We start from the raw sequence: 18,446 nt of genomic DNA, 5'->3' as shown, positions 1-18,446 counted from the left end.
CGTGCCTGCCGCGCCCGCCGCCGTCCCTGCCGTTTCCGCAGCTGTTTCCGCTGCCATGCCTGCCCCCATGTCTGTCATTGACGTTAGCGGTCCCGGTCCTCGAACACGTCGGGAATTCCGTCCCGATCCCGGTCGAGCTTTTCCTCGGCCTCGATGGCGCGGTAGCGTCGGTTGCGCAGCCGCAGCACTACCGTGGCCAGCAGCGCCGAGGTGAGGGACGCCGAGAGGATCGCCACCTTGGCATGGTCGTTGGACGGGCTTCCGGCGTCGAAGCTGAGGTCGTTCACCAGCAGGGAGACGGTGAAGCCCACCCCGGCGAGGATCCCGACCCCCAGGACGTCCCACCAGCTGAGCCCGGGATCGAGGCTCGCCTTCGTGGTTTTCGTGACCGCCCAGGTGGTGAGCAGGATCCCCGCAGGCTTTCCCAGCACCAGGGCCGCGAGGATGCCGAGAGTCACCGGGTCGCCGAGCGCCGAGACGAAGCCCTCGGCACCGCCCACCGCAACGCCTGCCGAGAAGAAGGCGAACAGAGGGATCGCCACTCCGGTGGACAGCGGCCGGAACCGGTGTTCGAAGATCTCGGCCAGGCCCGGTTTCCCCGGCCGGGGCGGCTGCACGATGCCGTTCTTCCGGCGCAGCACCGGCACCAGGAAACCCAGCAGGACGCCGGCCACCGTGGCATGGACACCGGAGGCGTGCATCAGGGCCCAGGCGGCGATGCCCAGGGGCAGCAGGATCAGCCAGGCCGCCGGGAGGCGCCGGCCGAAGAACTTCGGGTTGCGCTGGGCCAGGAATCCGAAGAGGCCGAGCGGCAGCAGCATCCACAGCAGGTACTCGACGTGCACGTCGGTCGAGTAGAAGAAAGCGATGATGGCGATCGCGATGAGGTCGTCCACCACGGCGAGGGTGAGCAGGAAGATCCGCAGGGCGCCGGGCAGGTGGGAACTGATCACCGCGAGCACGGCAAGGGCGAACGCGATGTCCGTCGCCGTCGGGATCGCCCAGCCGCGCAGGGTCTCGGGGGAGGAGAGATTGACCGCGGTGTAGATCAGAGCCGGCACGACGACGCCGCCGGCGGCCGCCGCCACGGGGACGATGGCCCTGCTGGGCCGGCGCAGGTCGCCGGCAACGAACTCCCGTTTCAGCTCCAGGCCGGTGAGGAAGAAGAAGATGGCGAGGAGCCCGTCTGCCGCCCACTCACCGACGGTCAGCTTCAGGTGCCACGGCTCGTAGCCGAACTCGAAGTCGCGCAGCGCGAAGTAGCTTCCGGCGAAGGGCGAGTTGGCCCAGATGAGGGCGGCGACGGTGACCACGAGCAGGATGATCCCGCCGACCGTCTCCTTGCGGAGGATCTCGTGGATGCGCAGCCACTCGGGATAGCTTGAGCGCTGCAGCACGCGGTTCGCCGCAGTGCTTCCGCTGTGTTCGCTGCTCATATGCTGCTCCTCTGGCGTTGACGCTGCCGGGATGCGGTTCTCCGCTGTCCGGACGGTCGTCGAAGGCTGAAAGGTGGAAGCCGGCCCGGACCGGGCCGGCGCGACGGCACCGGCGGGCCTAGCCGGCCAGCGCCCGGACCCCGATGATCGCCGTGGCCAGGCCGAGGATCATCGAGGTCGAAATGAGCATGAAGTGAACCGTCAGGAAGCGCGTCGGCGCTCCCTTCTCATCCCGGGCGCGCGGATCCTTGAAGATGCGGCGGAGGAACGGCGGCCAGACGATGAGGGTCCAGACCCCGGCGAGGATCAGGACGAGGGCAAGTGGTGCAGGCAGGGACACGGGGAAGTCTTTCGGGGCGGGGGTGCGGAGAGTTAGTGGGTTTCCAGCCAGCGCTGGGCTTCGGCGGCCTGGATGTTCAGTGCCTTGCCGATCATGGGTTCGGCTGCGCCGGCGATCTTTCCGCCGAGGAAGGGGATCGACGAACTGACAGCGCCCTGCAGGTCGACGCGGGTCTTCTCTCCGTCGGCGACCAGGCGCTGGATGGCAGTGACGCTCAGCGGAACGCCTGCCACAGCCATCTCGACCCGCGCCTCACGGGAACCGTCGGGCGCCGGAGCGGCCCAGCGCTCGGTCTGGGTGACCGTCAGCGTCTCTCCAACGAATTTGCGTGCCATGTCCGGCAGCCGCGTCGTGGGCATGGTCCGCACGGCGGTGAGGGTGAAGGGGCCGGTGATTTCGCCGTCGACGGTGAGCGATTCGAGCGCTCCACCGACATGGCGGCTCATGTGCTGAAGGAATCCTTCGTCGGTGAAGACACGGGTCACGGCCGCGGCGTCGTAGGGCAGAGTGGTCGAGGCGTTCAGTGCCATGGTTCCTCCGGGGTTGTAGTTCGGGGTTGTGAGCCGGGGGTGTAGCTCGCTTGTGCCATCCTACGTGCCCGCCGTTGGTCGAACCTGTCCCGGGAAGCGCTGGGACCGGCCGGAGAAGCCGGTAAACTGGGGAACTGTACCCGGGATCCGCAGTGGATTCCGGCCTTTTGTGCTGTCCTGCGGCTCCAACCGGCCGCGGCCGGCGCCCGATCCCCAGCGGCGGCCGGCGGCACTCGAGGACGTCCAGCGCCGGACGATCACCATCCAACGCGTCACCGATGTGAGGAACCAGATACCCATGAGCCTCAATGGACTGCGGGCCGCACTGGCCGAGGACCCGTCCTACGCGCGGGTGCGGGCAAACGCCGTGCGCCCGGTGGGCCAGCGCAGCACCGACCTCCAGATCGGCGCCCCGGCCGGAATGCGCGCGGCGCTGCTCGCCGAACTGGTCGACGGCCTGCGCCGGGACGACGACGCCGGATCCGGCTCGGCCGTGCCGGTGGTCCTCGCGGTCACCGCCACCGGCAGGGAAACCGAGGACCTCGCGGCCGCGCTGCGCAGCTACCTTCCGGCGGCCGAGGTCGAAGAGTTCCCCAGCTGGGAGACCCTCCCGCACGAACGCCTCTCCCCGCGCTCCGACACCGTCGGGCGCCGGCTCTCCGTCCTGCGCCGCCTCGCCCACCCCGAAGGCTCCCCGGTGCGCGTCATTGCGGCGCCGATCCGCGCCGTCGTGCAGCCGCTCGTGGCGGGCCTGGGCGAGCTGCAGCCGGTCTCGGTCAAGGTCGGCGACGAGGTGGCCTTCACCGAGGTGGTGAAGTCCCTTGCCGACGCCGCCTACGCCCGGGTCGACATGGTCACCCACCGCGGGGAGTTCGCGGTGCGCGGCGGCATCATCGACGTGTTCCCGCCCACCGAGGACCGCCCGGTGCGCGTCGAGTTCTTCGGCGACGAGATCGACTCGATGCGCTGGTTCGCCGTGGCCGACCAGCGCTCCCTGAACTCCGATGAGCACCCCACGGTGCTGTACGCGCCGCCGTGCCGGGAAATCCTCATCACCCCCTCGGTGATGTCCCGTGCGGCGAAGCTGCTGCCCGAGCTGCCCGCCGCGGCCGGCATGCTCGAGAAGATCGCCGGCGGGATCGCCGTGGAAGGGATGGAGTCACTGGCTCCGGTGCTCGTTGACGCCATGGTGCCCTTCGTCGGTGAGCTTCCGGCCGGCTCGATCACCGTCGTGATCGAACCCGAGAAGGTCCGCACCCGCGCCCACGACCTGGCCGCGACCAACGAGGAGTTCCTCGCCGCGGCCTGGTCCACTGCCTCCGACGGCGGAGCCGCCCCGCTCGACCTCAGCGGCGGGCTCGGCACCGACCTGCAGGCCGCGAGCTTCCGCTCCCTCACCGAGACGCGCGCCACGGCCCTCGGGCACGACGTCGCCTGGTGGGGCATCACCTCCCTCGGCGCCGGGGAGGACCTCCTCGCCGACGTCGACAGTTTCTCCCTTCACGCCCGCGAACCGCGCGGCTACCAGGGCGACGTCGCGGAGATGATGGACTTCATCGGCGGGCGGGTGCGCGACTCCTGGCGCGTCGTCGTCGCCACCGAGGGCCCCGGCCCGGCCAAGCGCCTCGCCGAACTGTTCTCCGACTCGAACATCCCGGCCCGGCGGGTCGACTCCCTGGAGTCCGAGCCGCAGCCGGGCATCATCGAGATCACCACGGCGCGGGCCGGGCGCGGGTTCGTCCTCGACGGGCTGAAGCTGGGGCTGCTCACCGAGGCGGATCTGCTCGGGCGCACCAGCGCCCAGGGCACCCGGGACATGCGCAAGATGCCCTCGCGCCGGCGCAACGCCGTCGACCCCCTGCAGCTCAAAGAGGGCGACTTCGTGGTGCACGAGCAGCACGGCGTGGCGCGCTTCGTCGAACTGATGCAGCGCTCCACCGGCGCCGGGCCCACCCGGACCACCCGGGAGTACCTCGTCCTCGAGTACGCCCCCTCCAAGCGCGGCGCCCCCGGGGACCGGCTCTTCGTGCCCACCGACCAGCTCGACCAGGTCACCCGCTACGTCGGCGGGGACACCCCGGCGCTGAGCAAGATGGGCGGCTCGGACTGGGCCAAGACCAAGAGCTCCGCCCGGAAGGCCGTCAAGGAGATCGCCGGGGAACTGATCCGGCTGTACTCGGCGCGGATGGCCTCGCGCGGGCACTCCTTCGCCCCGGACACGCCCTGGCAGCGCGAGCTCGAGGAGGCCTTCCCCTACGTGGAGACCCCCGACCAGCTCACCACGATCAACGAGGTCAAGGCCGACATGGAGCGCGAGGTCCCGATGGACCGCCTTGTCTCCGGCGACGTCGGCTACGGCAAGACCGAAATCGCAGTCCGTGCCGCCTTCAAGGCCGTCCAGGACGGCAAGCAGGTCGCCGTGCTGGTGCCGACGACGCTGCTGGTGCAGCAGCACTTCGAGACCTTCTCCGAGCGCTTCTCCGGCTTCCCGGTCACGGTCCGGCCGATGTCCCGCTTCCAGACCGCCAAGGAGACCCGGGAGACCGCCGAGGGGCTGGCCTCCGGGGCCGTCGACGTCGTCATCGGCACGCACCGGCTGCTCTCCAAGGAGGTCGCGTTCCGCGATCTCGGGCTGGTGATCGTCGACGAGGAGCAGCGCTTCGGCGTCGAGCACAAGGAGGCGCTGAAGAAGATGCGCACCAATGTCGACGTGCTCGCCATGAGCGCCACCCCGATCCCGCGGACCCTCGAGATGTCGCTGACGGGCATCCGGGAGACCTCCACGCTGGCCACCCCGCCGGAGGAGCGGCACCCCGTGCTCACCTACGTCGGGCCGTACACGGACAAGCAGGCCTCCGCGGCGATCCGGCGGGAGCTCATGCGCGAGGGCCAGGTGTTCTTCGTCCACAACCGGGTCTCCTCCATCGACCGCACCGCCGCGCAGCTGCGCGAACTGGTGCCGGAGGCGCGGGTCGCCGTGGCGCACGGGCAGATGAGCGAGTCTCGCCTCGAGCAGATCATCGTCGACTTCTGGGAGAAGCGCTTCGACGTGCTGGTGTGCACCACCATCGTCGAGTCCGGCCTGGACATCTCCAACGCCAACACCCTGATCGTGGACCGCGCCGACAACTACGGGCTGTCGCAGCTGCACCAGCTGCGCGGGCGCGTCGGCCGCGGCCGGGAACGGGCCTACGCCTACTTCCTCTACCCCACGGAGAAGCCGCTGGGCGAGGTGGCCCTTGAACGCCTCAAGGCCGTGGCCTCCCACAACGAGCTTGGCGCGGGCATGCAGCTGGCCCTGAAGGACCTCGAGATCCGCGGGGCGGGCAACATGCTCGGCGGGGAGCAGTCGGGCCACATCCAGGGCGTCGGCTTCGACCTGTACATCCGGCTGGTCGGCGAGGCGGTGGCCAGCTTCAGGGGCGAGGCCGAGGAGAAGGCCGCCGAAATGAAGATCGAGCTGCCGGTCAATGCGCACCTGCCGCACGACTACGTGCCGGGGGAGCGGCTGCGCCTTGAGGCGTACCGCAAGCTCGCCGGAGCGGCGACGAACGAGGCCATCGACGGCGTCGTCGAGGAGCTCACCGACCGCTACGGTGAGCTGCCGCCGCCGGTGGCGAACCTCATCGCCGTCGCCCGCTTCCGCGTCTCGGCCCGGGCGGCCGGACTGACCGACGTCGCGCTGCAGGGCAACTTCATCAAGTTCGCGCCGGCCGAGCTGCCGGAGTCGAAGCAGATGCGCCTGAACCGCATGTACCCGGGTGCCTCGGTCAAGCCGGCGCTGAACGCGGTGCTCGTGCCGAAGCCGAAGACCGCCCGGATCGGCGGGCGGGACCTCGTCGACGCCGAGATCCTCGAGTGGGCCCAGAACGTCGTCGACGCAGTGTTCGCGGCCTAGGGGAGCGCTCTCCGGGGCGGCCAGCGCGCCTCGAAGCGACCGGCGCGGCCCCTCGCGACCAGCGGGCCACAAAACGACCGACGGACCCGGGATATGCGGCGCGTTCGTCGTTTTCGGGTGCGTCGGTCGTGAAGTGGTGCGGGGACGTGCGCGTCCCGGACGCAGCAGAGGCCGCCCCGGAACGGGGCGGCCTCTGAGAATACTGCGGGTGACCGGAGGCCCGGTCGGGGGCGGACCCTAGGAGTCGACGGCCGCCGAGCGCTTCTTGGCCTTGGTGCGGTTGCCGGCGGCGAGGTCGGCGCCGGTGTCCGAGCGGCCGATCACTCCCTGCGGGATGAAGAACGCAATGAAGGCCAGGCCGATGCACACGGCGAAGGGCCAGGCGTTCTCTCCGTCGGAGAAGCTGATGGCCCACAGGCCGAGGAGGAACAGCACGAACATGATCGTGAAGACCAGGATATTTTCGCCGAGGTGGCCGACGCCGGCGTGGGCCGGCTGCTTGGACTCGGGGCGGCCTGCGCGGTCGCTGTCCGCCTGCTCGCGCTGCGCCTGCTGACGGTCGGACGGGGCGCTGCCCGGATCTACCGAATGTGACATTAGTACTCCTTCGAGAGGGAAATCGTGCTGGTCGCGCTGTCCGTCAGTACCCTGAGGCGCCCTGTTCACCCTTAAGGATAGCGACTCCGGAGCTGGCGCCGATCCGGGTTGCGCCGGCGTCGATCATGGCGCGGGCGTCGGCCAGGGTGCGCACCCCGCCGGAGGCCTTCACACCGATGTCCGGGCCGACGGTGCGGCGCATCAGGGCGATGTCCTCGACGGTGGCGCCGCCGCCGTTGAACCCGGTGGAGGTCTTCACGAAGTCGGCGCCGGCCTCGACCGAGGCCCTGCAGGCGAGGACCTTCTGGTCGTCGTTCAGCTGCGAGGTCTCGAGAATGACCTTCAGGATCGCCCCGCCCTCGTGGACGGCCTCGGCCACGGCGCGGATGTCGAGCACCAGCGCCTCGTAGTTCCCGGCACGGGCCGCGGCCAGGTCGATCACCATGTCGACCTCATCGGCGCCGTCGGCCACGGCGCCCCGGGCCTCGACGACCTTCACCTCGGTGGGGGTGGCGCCGAAGGGGAAGCCGATGACCGAGCAGGTCAGCACGCCGCTGTCCTTGACGGCCGTGTGCACGGTGCTGACCCAGATCGGGTTCACGCAGACCGACTTGAAGGAGTGTTCGACGGCCTCCGCGCAGACCGCGAGGATCTGCTCGCGGCTGGCTTCGGGCTTCAGGAGGGTGTGGTCGATATAGGAGGCAAGAGAGACGTCGCTAGGCATAGGGCTATCTTTTCACGAGATGGGGAACGGGCGGCACGGCCGGAGCCGGGGAGGCGGTGTCAGAGCCCGAGGGCGGCGCCGACGTCGGCCCGGACCGCTTCGAGGCGTGCGCGGGCGGTGGCCTTTGCCTCGGCGAGCCCCTCGGCGGAGGCGACCGGCTCGATCACCTCGAGGTAGCACTTGAGCTTGGGCTCGGTGCCGCTGGGGCGGATGATCACCCGCGTCGAATCGCCGGTGAGGTAGAGCAGGCCGTCGGTCGGCGGCAGGTTCTCCGAGCCCTGGGACAGGTCGACGGCGGTGGCCACGGGCGAACCGGCGAACGACTGCGGCGGGTTCGAGCGCAGCCGGGCCATCATCTCGCCCAGCAGCGGGAGACTCGCGACCCGGACGGAGAGCTGGTCCGCGGCGTGGAGGCCGTGGGCGAGGAACGCGTCATCGAGCAGGTCGAACAGCGTGCGGCCCGCGGCCTTGGTGGCCGCGGCGAGCTCGGCGAGCAGGAGCCCGGCGGAGATGCCGTCCTTGTCGCGGACCGTCGTGGGTGCGACGCAGTAGCCGAGGGCCTCCTCGTAGCCGTAGCTGAGGCCGGGCACCCGGGCGATCCATTTGAAGCCGGTGAGGGTCTGGACGTGGGAAATGCCCGCCGCAGCCGCTACCCGGCCCAGCAGGCGGGAGGAGACGATCGAGTTGGCGAACACCGCGCCGCCCGTCGAACCCCCGGCCGTGGCACGGGCGGCCAGGTGGGCGCCGAGGAGGGTTCCGACCTCGTCGCCGCGCAGCATCCGCCAGGCGCCGGTGGCGGGATCCTTGGCGGCCAGCGCGACGCGGTCGGCGTCGGGGTCATTGGCGATCACCAGATCCGCGTCGGTCTCCTGCGCCGTCTCCAGGGCGAGGTCGAGGGCTCCCGGCTCCTCCGGGTTGGGGAAGGCGACGGTGGGGAAGTCGGGGTCCGGTTCGGCCTGGCGCTCCACCATCGTCACCTGGCCGAATCCGGCGGCCTCCAGCACCGCACGCGCCGTGCGCCCACCCACCCCGTGCAGAGGGGTGAGGACGATGTTCAGGTCCCGGTCCGTGAACGCCGGGTCGGCGAGGGCCGCCACGGCGGTGACGTAGTCCTTTTCGATGCTTTCGGGCAGGACGGTCCACCCGTCCGCGGCCAGTGGAACGGAATCGATGCTGCCGACCGCCGCGATGTGCGCGGCGATCCCGGCGTCGTGGGGTGCGACGATCTGCACCCCGCGGGCCTCCGGGGCGACCGCGCGGCCTCCGAGGTAGACCTTGTACCCGTTGTCCTGCGGCGGGTTGTGGCTGGCGGTCACCATGATGCCCACCTCGCACTCGAGGGCGCGCACGGCGTAGGCGAGGACCGGGGTGGGAAGCTCCGAGGGCATCAGGAAGGTTTCAAGGCCCGCCGCGGCGAAGATGGCTGCGGTCTCCTCGGCGAAGACGCGCGAGTTGTGGCGTGCGTCGAAACCGATGACGGCGCGCGGCACGTAGGCACCGCCGTCCCCATCCCCAGCCGAGGCCAGGTCGAGGGCGTGCGCCGCGACACCGGCGGCGGCGCGCCGGACCACGACCCGGTTCATGCGGTTCGGCCCGGCGCCGAGTGCGGCCCGCAGCCCGGCGGTGCCGAACAGCAGCGGCCCGGAGAACCGGTCGCGCAGCTCGGCTTCTGCCGCGGCATCGCCCTGCCGTACGGCGTCGAGAAGGGCCTCGAGTTCGGCGGCGGTCTGCGGATCCGGGTCGGCCTGCGCCCAGGCCGTGGCCGAGGACAGAAGGAGCTGCTGTTCGGAGGAAGTCATGGGGGAGAACCTGCCTGGGTGCGTCGGGGCGGAGGGTGCTTAGAGCTTGGCGACGATGTCGGCAAGCAGGCGGGAGATGCGCGGTCCGGCGGCCTGCCCTGCCTCGAGGACTTCGGCGTGGCTCAGCGGGACCGGGCTGATACCGGCGGCGAGGTTGGTGACCAGGGACAGCCCGAAGACCTCCATGCCTGCGTGGCGGGCGGCGATCGCTTCGAGGGCGGTGGACATGCCCACGAGGTCGGCGCCGATCCGCCTGGCGTACTGCACCTCGGCCGGGGTTTCGTAGTGCGGGCCGGTGAACTGGGCGTAGACGCCCGAGTCGAGGGTCGGGTCGACCTCAAGGGCGATCTTCCGGATCCGGGCCGAGTACAGGTCGGTGAGGTCGACGAACGTCGCTCCCTCGAGCGGGGACGTCGCAGTGAGGTTGATGTGGTCGCTGATGAGCACCGGGGTGCCCGGCGTCCACCGCTCCTGCAGTCCGCCGCACCCGTTGGTCAGCACCAGGGTCTTCGCGCCGGTGGCCGCCGCGGTGCGGACTCCGTGGACGACGGCGCGGACGCCCTTGCCCTCGTAGAAGTGGGTGCGCGCGCCAAGGACCAGGGCGCGCTTTCCTGTCGGGGTCAGCACCGAGCTGATGGTGCCCACGTGTCCGACGACGGCTGGTGCCGAGAAGCCGGGGATGTCGGAGGCGTCGACGGTCGCCGTCGTCTCCCCGATCAGGCCGGCGGCGCCGCCCCACCCGGAGCCCAGGACGAGGGCGGTGTCGTGCCGCTCCACCCCGGTCTTTTCGGCGATGTAGTCGGCGGCACTGCGGGCAAGGTCAAAAGGATCATTCGTCACCGCACAAACCTACCGCGTGGACTGGGGCCGTTCCAGCGGGCCGCCCCCGGCGGGCCAGGTGCCGCGGGTCGGCCCGGTGTGCGGAGGCGGTGAAGGCAGTTCCCGGGCCGGAAGGCGTCCTGCGGACCCGAAAGCGACGAATGGACCCGTTTTATCCGGTCCGCCCGTCGCTTTGTGGCTCGGTGGTCGCTCTGGGGCGGGCTCGCCGTCCGACGGCGCGGCGGACGCCGGGCTGCACAGCGGTGCCGGACGGACATCTCACCGTCCGATGCTCACCGGCCAAGCCCGCCAAATCGTTTGGGCCGCCGCCCGGGATGGGGGACAATAAGGTGCTGTGACCAATCAACTTGATTTCAGCTCCCTGCGTATTGCCATCCTCGGCGGCGGCCCGGGCGGATACGAGGCGGCGATGGTCGCTTCCTCCCTCGGCGCCAACGTCACGATCGTCGAACGGCAGGGGCTGGGCGGCTCGGCGGTGCTGACCGATGTGGTCCCCTCGAAGACCCTCATCGCCACCGCGGACACCATGACCCGCTTCACCGATGCGCACAGCCTCGGGGTGAACTTCACCGACACCTCTGTCGCGGCCGACCTTCACAAGGTCAACCAGCGGCTCCTGAAGCTCGCGGCGGGTCAGTCAGCCGACATCCGGGCCACCCTTGAGCGCAAGGGCGTGAAGGTCATCATCGGCACGGGGAAGCTCCTTGACAACCACCGCATCGAGGTTGTCTCCGAGGGGAAGACCTCGGTGATCGAGGCCGACGCCTTGCTGATCGCCGTCGGATCCCACCCCCGCGAGCTCTCCACCGCAGTGCCGGACGGGGAGCGGATCTTCAACTGGACCCAGGTCTATAACCTCACGGAGATCCCCGAGCACCTGATCGTCGTCGGTTCCGGCGTCACGGGCGCGGAGTTCGCCTCCGCCTACAACGGGCTGGGCTCCAAGGTCACGCTCGTCTCCAGCCGTGACCAGGTGCTTCCCGGTGAGGACGCCGACGCCGCCGCCGTCCTCGAGGACGTCTTCCTCAACCGGGGCATGACCGTTCTCTCGAAGACCCGCGCCGACAAGGTCAAGCGCACCTCGGCCGGCGTCGAGGTCCACCTCTCCGACGGCAAGGTCATCGAGGGCAGCCACTGCCTCATGGCCGTGGGCGCGGTGCCGAACACCGCCGACATCGGCCTTGAAGAGGCCGGGGTGGCCCTGACCGAGTCGGGCCACATCGTCGTGGACGGAGTCTCGCGCACGACGGCGCCGAACGTGTACGCCGCCGGTGACTGCACCGGGGTGTTCGCCCTCGCCTCGGTCGCCGCCATGCAGGGCCGGATCGCCATCGCGCACCTGCTGGGGGACACCGTCACCCCGCTCAAGCTCAAGCAGGTCGCCTCGAACATCTTCACCACGCCGGAGATTGCCACGGTCGGTGTCACCGAGGCCGACATCGCCTCGGGCAAGTACCAGGGCGACGTCGTCAAGCTGTCCCTCCACACCAACGCGCGGGCGAAGATGATGAACGTCAAGGACGGCTTCGTGAAGGTCATCTCCCGCGCCGGCTCGGGCACGGTGATCGGCGGGGTCGTCGTCGGTCCACGCGCCTCCGAGCTGATTTTCCCGCTGGCGATCGCGGTGACCAAGAAGCTCCACGTCGACGACGTCGCCAACACCTTCACCGTGTATCCCTCGCTGACCGGATCGATCTCCGAGGCCGCCCGCCGGCTCCACGTGCGCCTGTAGGGCCGCGGGGGAGGACGCCGCAGCCGGACTGCCTAGAGATCGGCACCGGAGTCCGTGTCCACGGGTTGGACACACTTCTCCACTGGGTGGACGCAAGTGGTCCAATATGTGGATTCACTGAACGGATTGGCCACCGGGATCGTTTAGGAGCCCCGGCCGGTCTGAAGCCCCGCAAGAGAAAGCCGATCTCATGTCCTCTTCGTCACCCGCTGCACTGGGCGGGGCCACCAAGCCGCTGAATCCGCGCGGCCGCGTCATCTTCGCCAGCCTCATCGGCACCACCATCGAGTTCTACGACTTCTACATCTACGCCACGGCGTCGGTGTTGGTCTTCCCGGCCCTGTTCTTCCCCAACGCCACCCCGGCGAACCAGCTCCTGAGCTCCTTCGCCGTCTTCGGCGTCGCGTTCGTCGCCCGCCCGCTCGGCTCGATCATCTTCGGTCACTACGGTGACAAGATCGGCCGCAAGGCCACGCTGGTGGCCTCCCTGCTCACCATGGGTATCGCGACCTTCCTGATCGGGCTGCTTCCGACGGCGGAAAACGCCGGCTGGATCATCCTCGCCCCGCTGCTGCTCGTCGTGCTGCGCTTCTTCCAGGGCCTCGCCCTCGGCGGCGAGTGGAGCGGTGCGGCCCTGCTGGCCACCGAGAACGCCCCTCAGGGCAAGCGTGCCGTCTTCGGCACCTTCCCGCAGCTTGGCGCCCCGATCGGCTTCATCCTCGCGAACATCCTCTTCGTCGTGCTCAACACCACCCTGACGGACGAGCAGTTCCTGAGCTGGGGCTGGCGCGTTCCGTTCCTGCTCAGCGCCGTCCTGGTGATCGTCGGGCTGTACGTGCGGCTGAAGCTCATCGAGAGCCTTTCCTTCCAGAAGGTCCGGGACGAGGGCAAGGTCGTCAAGCTTCCCCTCGGCGAGGTCTTCCGCCGGCACTGGCGGCCGCTGGTGCTGGGCACCTTCATCATGTTCGCCACGTACGTGCTGTTCTACCTGATGACCTCCTTCACCCTGACCTACGGGACCAGCCCGGCCACGGTCGAGCAGGCTCGGGCCGGCGCCGAGGCCGCGGGCAAGGAGTTCGACGCGACGGGCTTCGTGCCGGGACTCGGGATCGACCGCGGCGACTTCCTGTGGATGCTCATCCTCGGTGTCGTGTTCTTCGGGATCTTCACGCTCGTCTCCGGTCCGCTGGCGGAACGGTTCGGACGCCGCAGGATGCTCCTGGCGGTGACCGCGGGCATCGCCGTCTTCGGCTTCACCTGGGTTCCCCTCTTCGGTGCCGGCAGCACCGGTGCCATGGCGCTGCTGATCATCGGGTTCATCCTCATGGGCCTGACCTTCGGGCCGATGGCCGCCGTCCTGCCTGAACTCTTTCCGGCGAACGTGCGCTACACCGGGTCCGCCGTGGCCTACAACCTCTCAAGCGTGATCGGTGCGGCGCCGGCGTCCTTCGTGGCCATTGCGCTGTGGAAGGTCGCCGACGGTAGCACCTTCCTGGTGGGGCTCTACCTCAGCATTGCGGCGGTCCTGACCTTCGTCGCCCTGTGGATCTCCCGCGAAACCCGCGACCGGGACTACGAGAACCACATCGCCTGATCCTTATCCGAATCAACGAGCCGGCGCGGTTCCCCTCGGGGGGCGCGCCGGCGTCGTTTAACCCCCGGTGGGCCGTTTTTCGGGTGGTTTCCGAGTTTCAGCAGGTGCCGCGCGGGCGCCGGGTTGCCCGTACAATCAACTAAAGGAAGCTTACTTACGATTACTGGATGCGGGAGCGATGACGGTTTCTACACTTGCGGGCGGGCGCTACGCGCTCGGCCGGCGCGTGGGTGCCGGCGGGATGGCCGAGGTGTACCTGGGCCGGGATACCCGACTCGAACGTGACGTTGCCATCAAGGTGTTCCGACCCGGCACCGCCGACGGAATCGAACGCGGATCCGTCGAGGCGAGGCTCCTCGCAGGGCTCGACCACCCCGGGCTGGTCCGGGTGCTCGACATGGACACCGAACACGCCTCCGGCGACGGCGCCTACCTCGTGATGGAGTACATTCCGGGCCCCGACCTTGGAGCTATGCTCCGCAGCGGCCCGCTGACCCCCGCCGGAGCCCGCCACGTGGGCCTCGACCTCTCGCGGGCGCTGCACCATATCCATCACCGCGGCGTCATCCACCGGGACATCAAACCGTCGAATATCCTCACCCGCGACGCCGAGCCCGGAAGCGGTGTCTTCACCTATCTGCTGACCGACTTCGGCATCGCCCGGTTCTTCGACGGGAGCGGTATGACAGCCACCGGGCAGGTCATCGGCAGCGCCGCCTACTTCAGCCCCGAGCAGGCCCGCGGCGAGATGGTGGGAACGCCCACCGACATCTACTCCCTGGGCCTGGTCCTGATCGAGTGCCTGACCGGCGAACGGGCCTTCCCCGGGACCGGGGTCGAAAGCGCCCTGGCCCGGTTGCACCGCAGCCCTTCCATCCCGGCAAGCGCCGGCGCCGGAATGGGCGAGCTTCTGGCCGCCATGACCCTCGACGATCCCGCTGCCCGTCCCGACGCCCGTGCCGTCGCGACGGCGCTGGCCGAGCTCGACGGCGGCGCGCCGGCTGCCGCCGTGCAGGCTGCCCTGGTGCCCCTGGACCCTCCCCAGGCGATGCCCGCGGCGGGCGGTCCGGCCCCTGGCCCGGGCGCGGCGCCCAGCGAGGGGGCTGACACTCCGACGGCGCCGGTATCGCAGGTGGATGCGCCCACGGCTGCCGTGCCGGTAGCGGCGGCCCACACTGTGGCCCTGCCCGCGGCAGCACCCACGGCGGCGCCAGCCCCGACGACGCCGGCACCTGCGGCAGCACCCACGACGGCGGCACCTACGGCGGTATCGACCGCGGCAGCCGCTCCGACGAGTCCCCTCCCCGCCGGTGCCGCAACCGCCCCGCCCATCGCAGGGGATCCCGTCCGGGGCCCGGAGACCGCAGAGGTTCCCGCACCGGTGGGTGCCTCTCCGGTCCTCGATCCGGACCGGCCTTCTCCCTCCGGCGGGGACCGCGGAATCCGGCGCAGGCGCGTACCGGGCTGGCTGATCGCCGTCGCGGTGCTGCTGGCGGCGCTGGGAGTGCTTGCCGCGGTGGTGCTGAACCGGCCCGCCGGATCGGGCGCCGACCCCGAACCCCTGCCGTCGGTGCCGGGAACCACCGGCGAACGGCTTGAGGAACTCTACGAAAGCGTGAACCCATGATGCTGAGAATCCGGCGGGTCCTGTCCCGCCCGGTCCTGGTGGCCGCCGTCGCCGGGTCGCTGGCCCTGGCCGGCTGCGGGGCGCCCGGCTCGCTGGACGCGGAGGCCGCCCGGCAGCTTTCGGCCTCGGTGCGCGAAATCGCCGGCCTCGCCGCCGCGGGGAACACGCAGGCCGCCCTGGACCGCGCCGACGCCCTGCGGCAGGAGGTTGAGGCGTCGGCCGCCGATGGCGCGATGTCCGAGGACCGCGCGGCGCTGATCTCGGCGAGGATCGACGCCGTCGTCGCCTCCCTCCAGGAGGCCGGCGAGGAGCCGACCCCTTCGGCGTCGACAACGCCCCCGGCCGGCCCTGCCCCTGCGCCGGCGACCTCCGCCGCTCCGCCCGCGCCGGTGGTTCCGGCTCCCGTCGAGCCGGCGCCGGTCGAGCCCGCGCCGGTTGAACCCTCGCCAATTGAACCCTCGCCGGTCGAACCCTCCCCGGCCGCGCCGGAACCGGAGGCACCTGAGCCTGCGGAGCCCGCGCCCGAGGAACCGAAGCCCGAGGAGCCCGCGCCCGAGGAACCGAAGCCCGAGGAACCGAAGGAGGATCCGGGCAAGGACGACGAAAAGGACGAGGGCGCAGGCAAAGGCAACGACGACCCCGGCAAGGGGAAGTCGGAGGAGAAGAAGGACGGCTGACCGCCCTCCGTCTAGGAGCGGATGGCGGCGATGACCGACCCGGCCGACACCGTGTCCCCAGGGGCGGCGGAGAGGCCGGACAGGGTGCCCGACTTGTGGGCAGTGAGCGGCTGTTCCATCTTCATCGCCTCGAGGACCACGACGAGGTCGCCCTCGGCCACCTTGTCGCCGTCGGAGGCGGCAACCTTGACGATGGTGCCCTGCATGGGTGAGGTCAGGTCGTCGCCGTTGGCGACGGCCGCACCCGCCCGGGGGCGCTGGGACTTCTTGGGCTTGCCCGCTGCCGCGGGCGGCCGGCCGTTGCCCGCGCCCAGCCCCGCCGGGAGGACGACCTCGAGGCGGCGTCCGCCAACCTCGACCGTGACCCGCTGCCGGGATTCCTCGGGAGCCGGGTCGGCCCCGGTGGGAACCCACGGCTCGATCCGGTTGTCGAACTCGGTCTCGATCCACCGGGTGTGGACCGCGAAGGGTCCCTCGGCGGGGGCGAAAGCCGGATCGGCCACCACCGCGGCGTGGAAGGGAAGCACGGTGGGCATCCCGCCGACCTCCATCTCGGCGATGGCGCGCCGGGCCCGCTGCAGGGCCTGCTCCCGGGTGGCGCCGGTGACGATGAGCTTGGCCAGCATCGAGTCGAAGTTTCCTCCGATCACCTCGCCCTGCTCCACGCCGGAGTCGACGCGGACGCCGGGGCCGGTGGGCAGCTTCAGCGTCTCAACGGTGCCGGGGGAGGGAAGGAAGCCCCGGCCGGCGTCCTCGCCGTTGATGCGGAACTCGAAGGAGTGGCCGCGCACCTCGGGGTCCCCGTAGCCGAGTGCTTCACCGCGGGCGATGCGGAACTGTTCGCGCACCAGGTCGATGCCGGTGACCTCTTCGGAGACCGGGTGCTCAACCTGCAGCCGGGTGTTGACCTCGAGGAAGGAGATGGTGCCGTCCTTGCCGACGAGGAACTCGCAGGTGCCGGCGCCCTGGTAGTCGGCCTCGCGCAGGATCGCCTTGGAGGCCTCGTAGAGGCGCTGGTTCTGGTCCGGCGTCAGGAACGGCGCCGGGGCCTCCTCGACCAGCTTCTGGTTGCGGCGCTGCAGCGAGCAGTCTCGGGTGGAGACGACGACGACGTTGCCGTGCGCATCGGCCAGGCACTGGGTCTCGACGTGGCGGGGGGCATCGAGGAAGCGCTCGACGAAGCACTCGCCGCGCCCGAAGGCGGCGGTCGCCTCGCGGACCGCCGAATCGTAGAGCTCGGGGATTTCCTCGCGCTCACGGACCACCTTGATGCCGCGGCCACCGCCGCCGAAGGCGGCCTTGATGGCGATGGGCAGGCCGAATTCATCGGCGAAGTCGAGCACCTCCTGGACGGAGGCGACGGGGTCCTTCGTGCCGGGGACCAGCGGGGCACCGACCTTGTCCGCGATGTGGCGGGCCTGCACCTTGTCGCCGAGCTTGGAGATGGCGTCCGGGGACGGGCCGATCCAGGTCAGGCCGGCCTCCTGGACGCGCCGGGCGAAGTCGGCGTTCTCGGAGAGGAAGCCGTAGCCGGGGTGGATGGCGTCGGCGCCGCTGCGCCGGGCGGCGTCGAGGATGCGGTCCATCACCAGGTAGGACTCGGCCGCGGTGGTCCCGCCCAGGGCGAAGGCCTCATCGGCGAGGCGCACGTGGAGGGCCTCCCGGTCCGAATCCGCGTACACCGCGACCGAGGCGATGCCCTCGTCGCGTGCTGCCCGGATGACGCGGACGGCGATTTCGCCGCGGTTCGCGACGAGCACCTTCGTCACCGAGGTGGACACGGCGTCGGGGGTGGCGGCGGGCGGCAGGGGCGCGGGGACAGCGCCTGGCGGTGGTGTGCTCATGGGGTGGAATGCTCCTTCGGGTCTGATCGGAGCCTAGCGTCTAATTGTTGATTCCGCCCATAAACGGTGCCGTCGTTGCGTGTTGCGGGCCCTTCCTTTGTAGGGGTCCTACAAATCGCTCAGGCGCGGTCCGCGGATTCCCACAGGTCGGTCACCGGGACGCCCGCCGAGGCCAGCAGCGCGCGGAGCGTGGAGATGCTGAGCCCGACCACGGTGTGCGGATCGCCCTCGATCCGTTCGATGAAGGCACCGCCCAGCCCGTCGATGGTGAAGGAGCCGGCGCAGTGAAGGGGCTCCCCGCTGGCGACGTAGGCGTCCACCTCCTGCTCGGACATCACCCCGAAGTGGACGGTGGCGGAGTTGACCCCGCCGATGGTGGCGCCCGAACCGTTCTCCCGGTTGTCGACCAGCCAGTGACCGGTGTGAAGCACCCCCGAGGAGCCGCTCATACGCCGGATCCGGGCGCGGGCGACGTCGGGCTCGTAGGGCTTGCCGTGCGCCTCACCCTCGAATTCGAAGATGGAGTCGCACCCCACCACGAGGGCGTCCTCGGCCTCGGGCAGGGAGGCGACCGCTTCGGCCTTGGCCCGCGCGAGCAGCAGGGAGGTGTCGTAGGCGTCGAGCTCCCCGTACCCGGCCGCGACGGCGGCCTCGTCGACGTCCGAGACGAGGGTGGTGTGCCGGATGCCGGCCTCCCGAAGGAGTTTGGTGCGGGCGGGGGAGGCCGAGGCGAGGATCAGGCGCGGAGTCATTCCCCTACCCTATGCAGGCGGCGGGCCGGCCGGGAACCGGGGCGGGCGGCGGCCCG

General features: G+C 70.5%; 14 protein-coding genes. 5 read left to right on the top strand and 9 right to left on the bottom strand.

Going from position 1 to position 18,446, the window contains the following annotated elements:
- Positions 1 to 83: 83 nt before the first annotated feature.
- From nhaA to QZX79_RS04635, 3 genes are all read right to left on the bottom strand, one after another.
- On the bottom strand, positions 84 to 1,436 hold the full coding sequence (gene nhaA, locus QZX79_RS04645) for a Na+/H+ antiporter NhaA (protein ID WP_294565313.1): 1,353 nt from the start codon (positions 1,434 to 1,436) through the stop codon (positions 84 to 86).
- A gap of 118 nt (positions 1,437 to 1,554) precedes the next feature.
- Positions 1,555 to 1,776, bottom strand: a complete 222-nt coding sequence (locus QZX79_RS04640; protein WP_294565311.1) for an SCO4848 family membrane protein — start codon at positions 1,774 to 1,776, stop codon at positions 1,555 to 1,557.
- 32 nt (positions 1,777 to 1,808) lie between these two features.
- Positions 1,809 to 2,306: a DUF2505 domain-containing protein gene (locus QZX79_RS04635; RefSeq protein WP_120166840.1), complete on the bottom strand. Its 498-nt coding sequence runs from the start codon at positions 2,304 to 2,306 to the stop codon at positions 1,809 to 1,811.
- Positions 2,307 to 2,604: 298 nt separating this feature from the next.
- Here QZX79_RS04635 and mfd point away from each other — a divergent pair, with 298 nt between their 5' ends.
- Positions 2,605 to 6,204: a transcription-repair coupling factor gene (gene mfd, locus QZX79_RS04630; RefSeq protein ID WP_294565307.1), complete on the top strand. Its 3,600-nt coding sequence runs from the start codon at positions 2,605 to 2,607 to the stop codon at positions 6,202 to 6,204.
- Positions 6,205 to 6,441: 237 nt separating this feature from the next.
- On the opposite strand, the gene QZX79_RS04625 is transcribed toward mfd, so the two are convergent.
- Genes QZX79_RS04625 through QZX79_RS04610 form a run of 4 tightly spaced genes read right to left on the bottom strand, consistent with a single transcriptional unit; the run spans position 6,442 to position 10,164 of the window.
- Positions 6,442 to 6,801, bottom strand: a complete 360-nt coding sequence (locus tag QZX79_RS04625) for a hypothetical protein (protein WP_294565305.1) — start codon at positions 6,799 to 6,801, stop codon at positions 6,442 to 6,444.
- Positions 6,802 to 6,844: 43 nt separating this feature from the next.
- Positions 6,845 to 7,525, bottom strand: a complete 681-nt coding sequence (gene deoC, locus QZX79_RS04620; protein ID WP_294565302.1) for a deoxyribose-phosphate aldolase — start codon at positions 7,523 to 7,525, stop codon at positions 6,845 to 6,847.
- 59 nt (positions 7,526 to 7,584) lie between these two features.
- The gene (locus QZX79_RS04615) at positions 7,585 to 9,324 is read right to left on the bottom strand and encodes a phospho-sugar mutase (protein WP_294565300.1); all 1,740 of its coding nucleotides are present in this window, start codon (positions 9,322 to 9,324) and stop codon (positions 7,585 to 7,587) included.
- A gap of 39 nt (positions 9,325 to 9,363) precedes the next feature.
- A complete protein-coding gene (locus QZX79_RS04610) occupies positions 9,364 to 10,164 on the bottom strand; it encodes a purine-nucleoside phosphorylase (protein ID WP_294565299.1) in 801 nt (266 codons plus the stop codon).
- Between the two features lie 334 nt (positions 10,165 to 10,498).
- Between QZX79_RS04610 and QZX79_RS04605 the strand changes: the two genes are divergently transcribed.
- The 4 genes from QZX79_RS04605 (at position 10,499) to QZX79_RS04590 (ending at position 15,794) form a co-directional block, all read left to right on the top strand.
- Positions 10,499 to 11,896, top strand: a complete 1,398-nt coding sequence (locus tag QZX79_RS04605) for an NAD(P)H-quinone dehydrogenase (protein WP_294565296.1) — start codon at positions 10,499 to 10,501, stop codon at positions 11,894 to 11,896.
- 190 nt (positions 11,897 to 12,086) lie between these two features.
- On the top strand, positions 12,087 to 13,490 hold the full coding sequence (locus QZX79_RS04600) for an MFS transporter (RefSeq protein WP_294565293.1): 1,404 nt from the start codon (positions 12,087 to 12,089) through the stop codon (positions 13,488 to 13,490).
- Between the two features lie 178 nt (positions 13,491 to 13,668).
- Complete coding sequence (locus QZX79_RS04595; RefSeq protein ID WP_294565291.1) at positions 13,669 to 15,117, top strand: serine/threonine-protein kinase; 1,449 nt, start codon at positions 13,669 to 13,671, stop codon at positions 15,115 to 15,117.
- Positions 15,114 to 15,794 (top strand): hypothetical protein, encoded by a 681-nt coding sequence (locus tag QZX79_RS04590; protein WP_294565288.1) that lies wholly within the window; start codon positions 15,114 to 15,116, stop codon positions 15,792 to 15,794. The genes QZX79_RS04595 and QZX79_RS04590 overlap by 4 nt, the downstream gene beginning before the upstream one ends.
- 11 nt (positions 15,795 to 15,805) lie before the next feature.
- On the opposite strand, the gene QZX79_RS04585 is transcribed toward QZX79_RS04590, so the two are convergent.
- Both QZX79_RS04585 and QZX79_RS04580 read right to left on the bottom strand, forming a co-directional pair.
- Entirely contained in the window at positions 15,806 to 17,638 is a 1,833-nt protein-coding gene (locus QZX79_RS04585; RefSeq protein WP_294565286.1) for a biotin carboxylase N-terminal domain-containing protein, read from the bottom strand.
- 119 nt (positions 17,639 to 17,757) lie between these two features.
- Positions 17,758 to 18,390 (bottom strand): nucleoside triphosphate pyrophosphatase, encoded by a 633-nt coding sequence (locus tag QZX79_RS04580; RefSeq protein WP_294565283.1) that lies wholly within the window; start codon positions 18,388 to 18,390, stop codon positions 17,758 to 17,760.
- Positions 18,391 to 18,446 lie beyond the last annotated feature (56 nt).

This window comes from uncultured Arthrobacter sp. (assembly GCF_902805515.1).
Classification (GTDB): Bacteria; Actinomycetota; Actinomycetes; order Actinomycetales; family Micrococcaceae; genus Arthrobacter_D.
The sequence above is the reverse complement of the archived record's forward strand: the minus strand, read 5'-3'. Positions and strand labels throughout refer to the sequence as shown.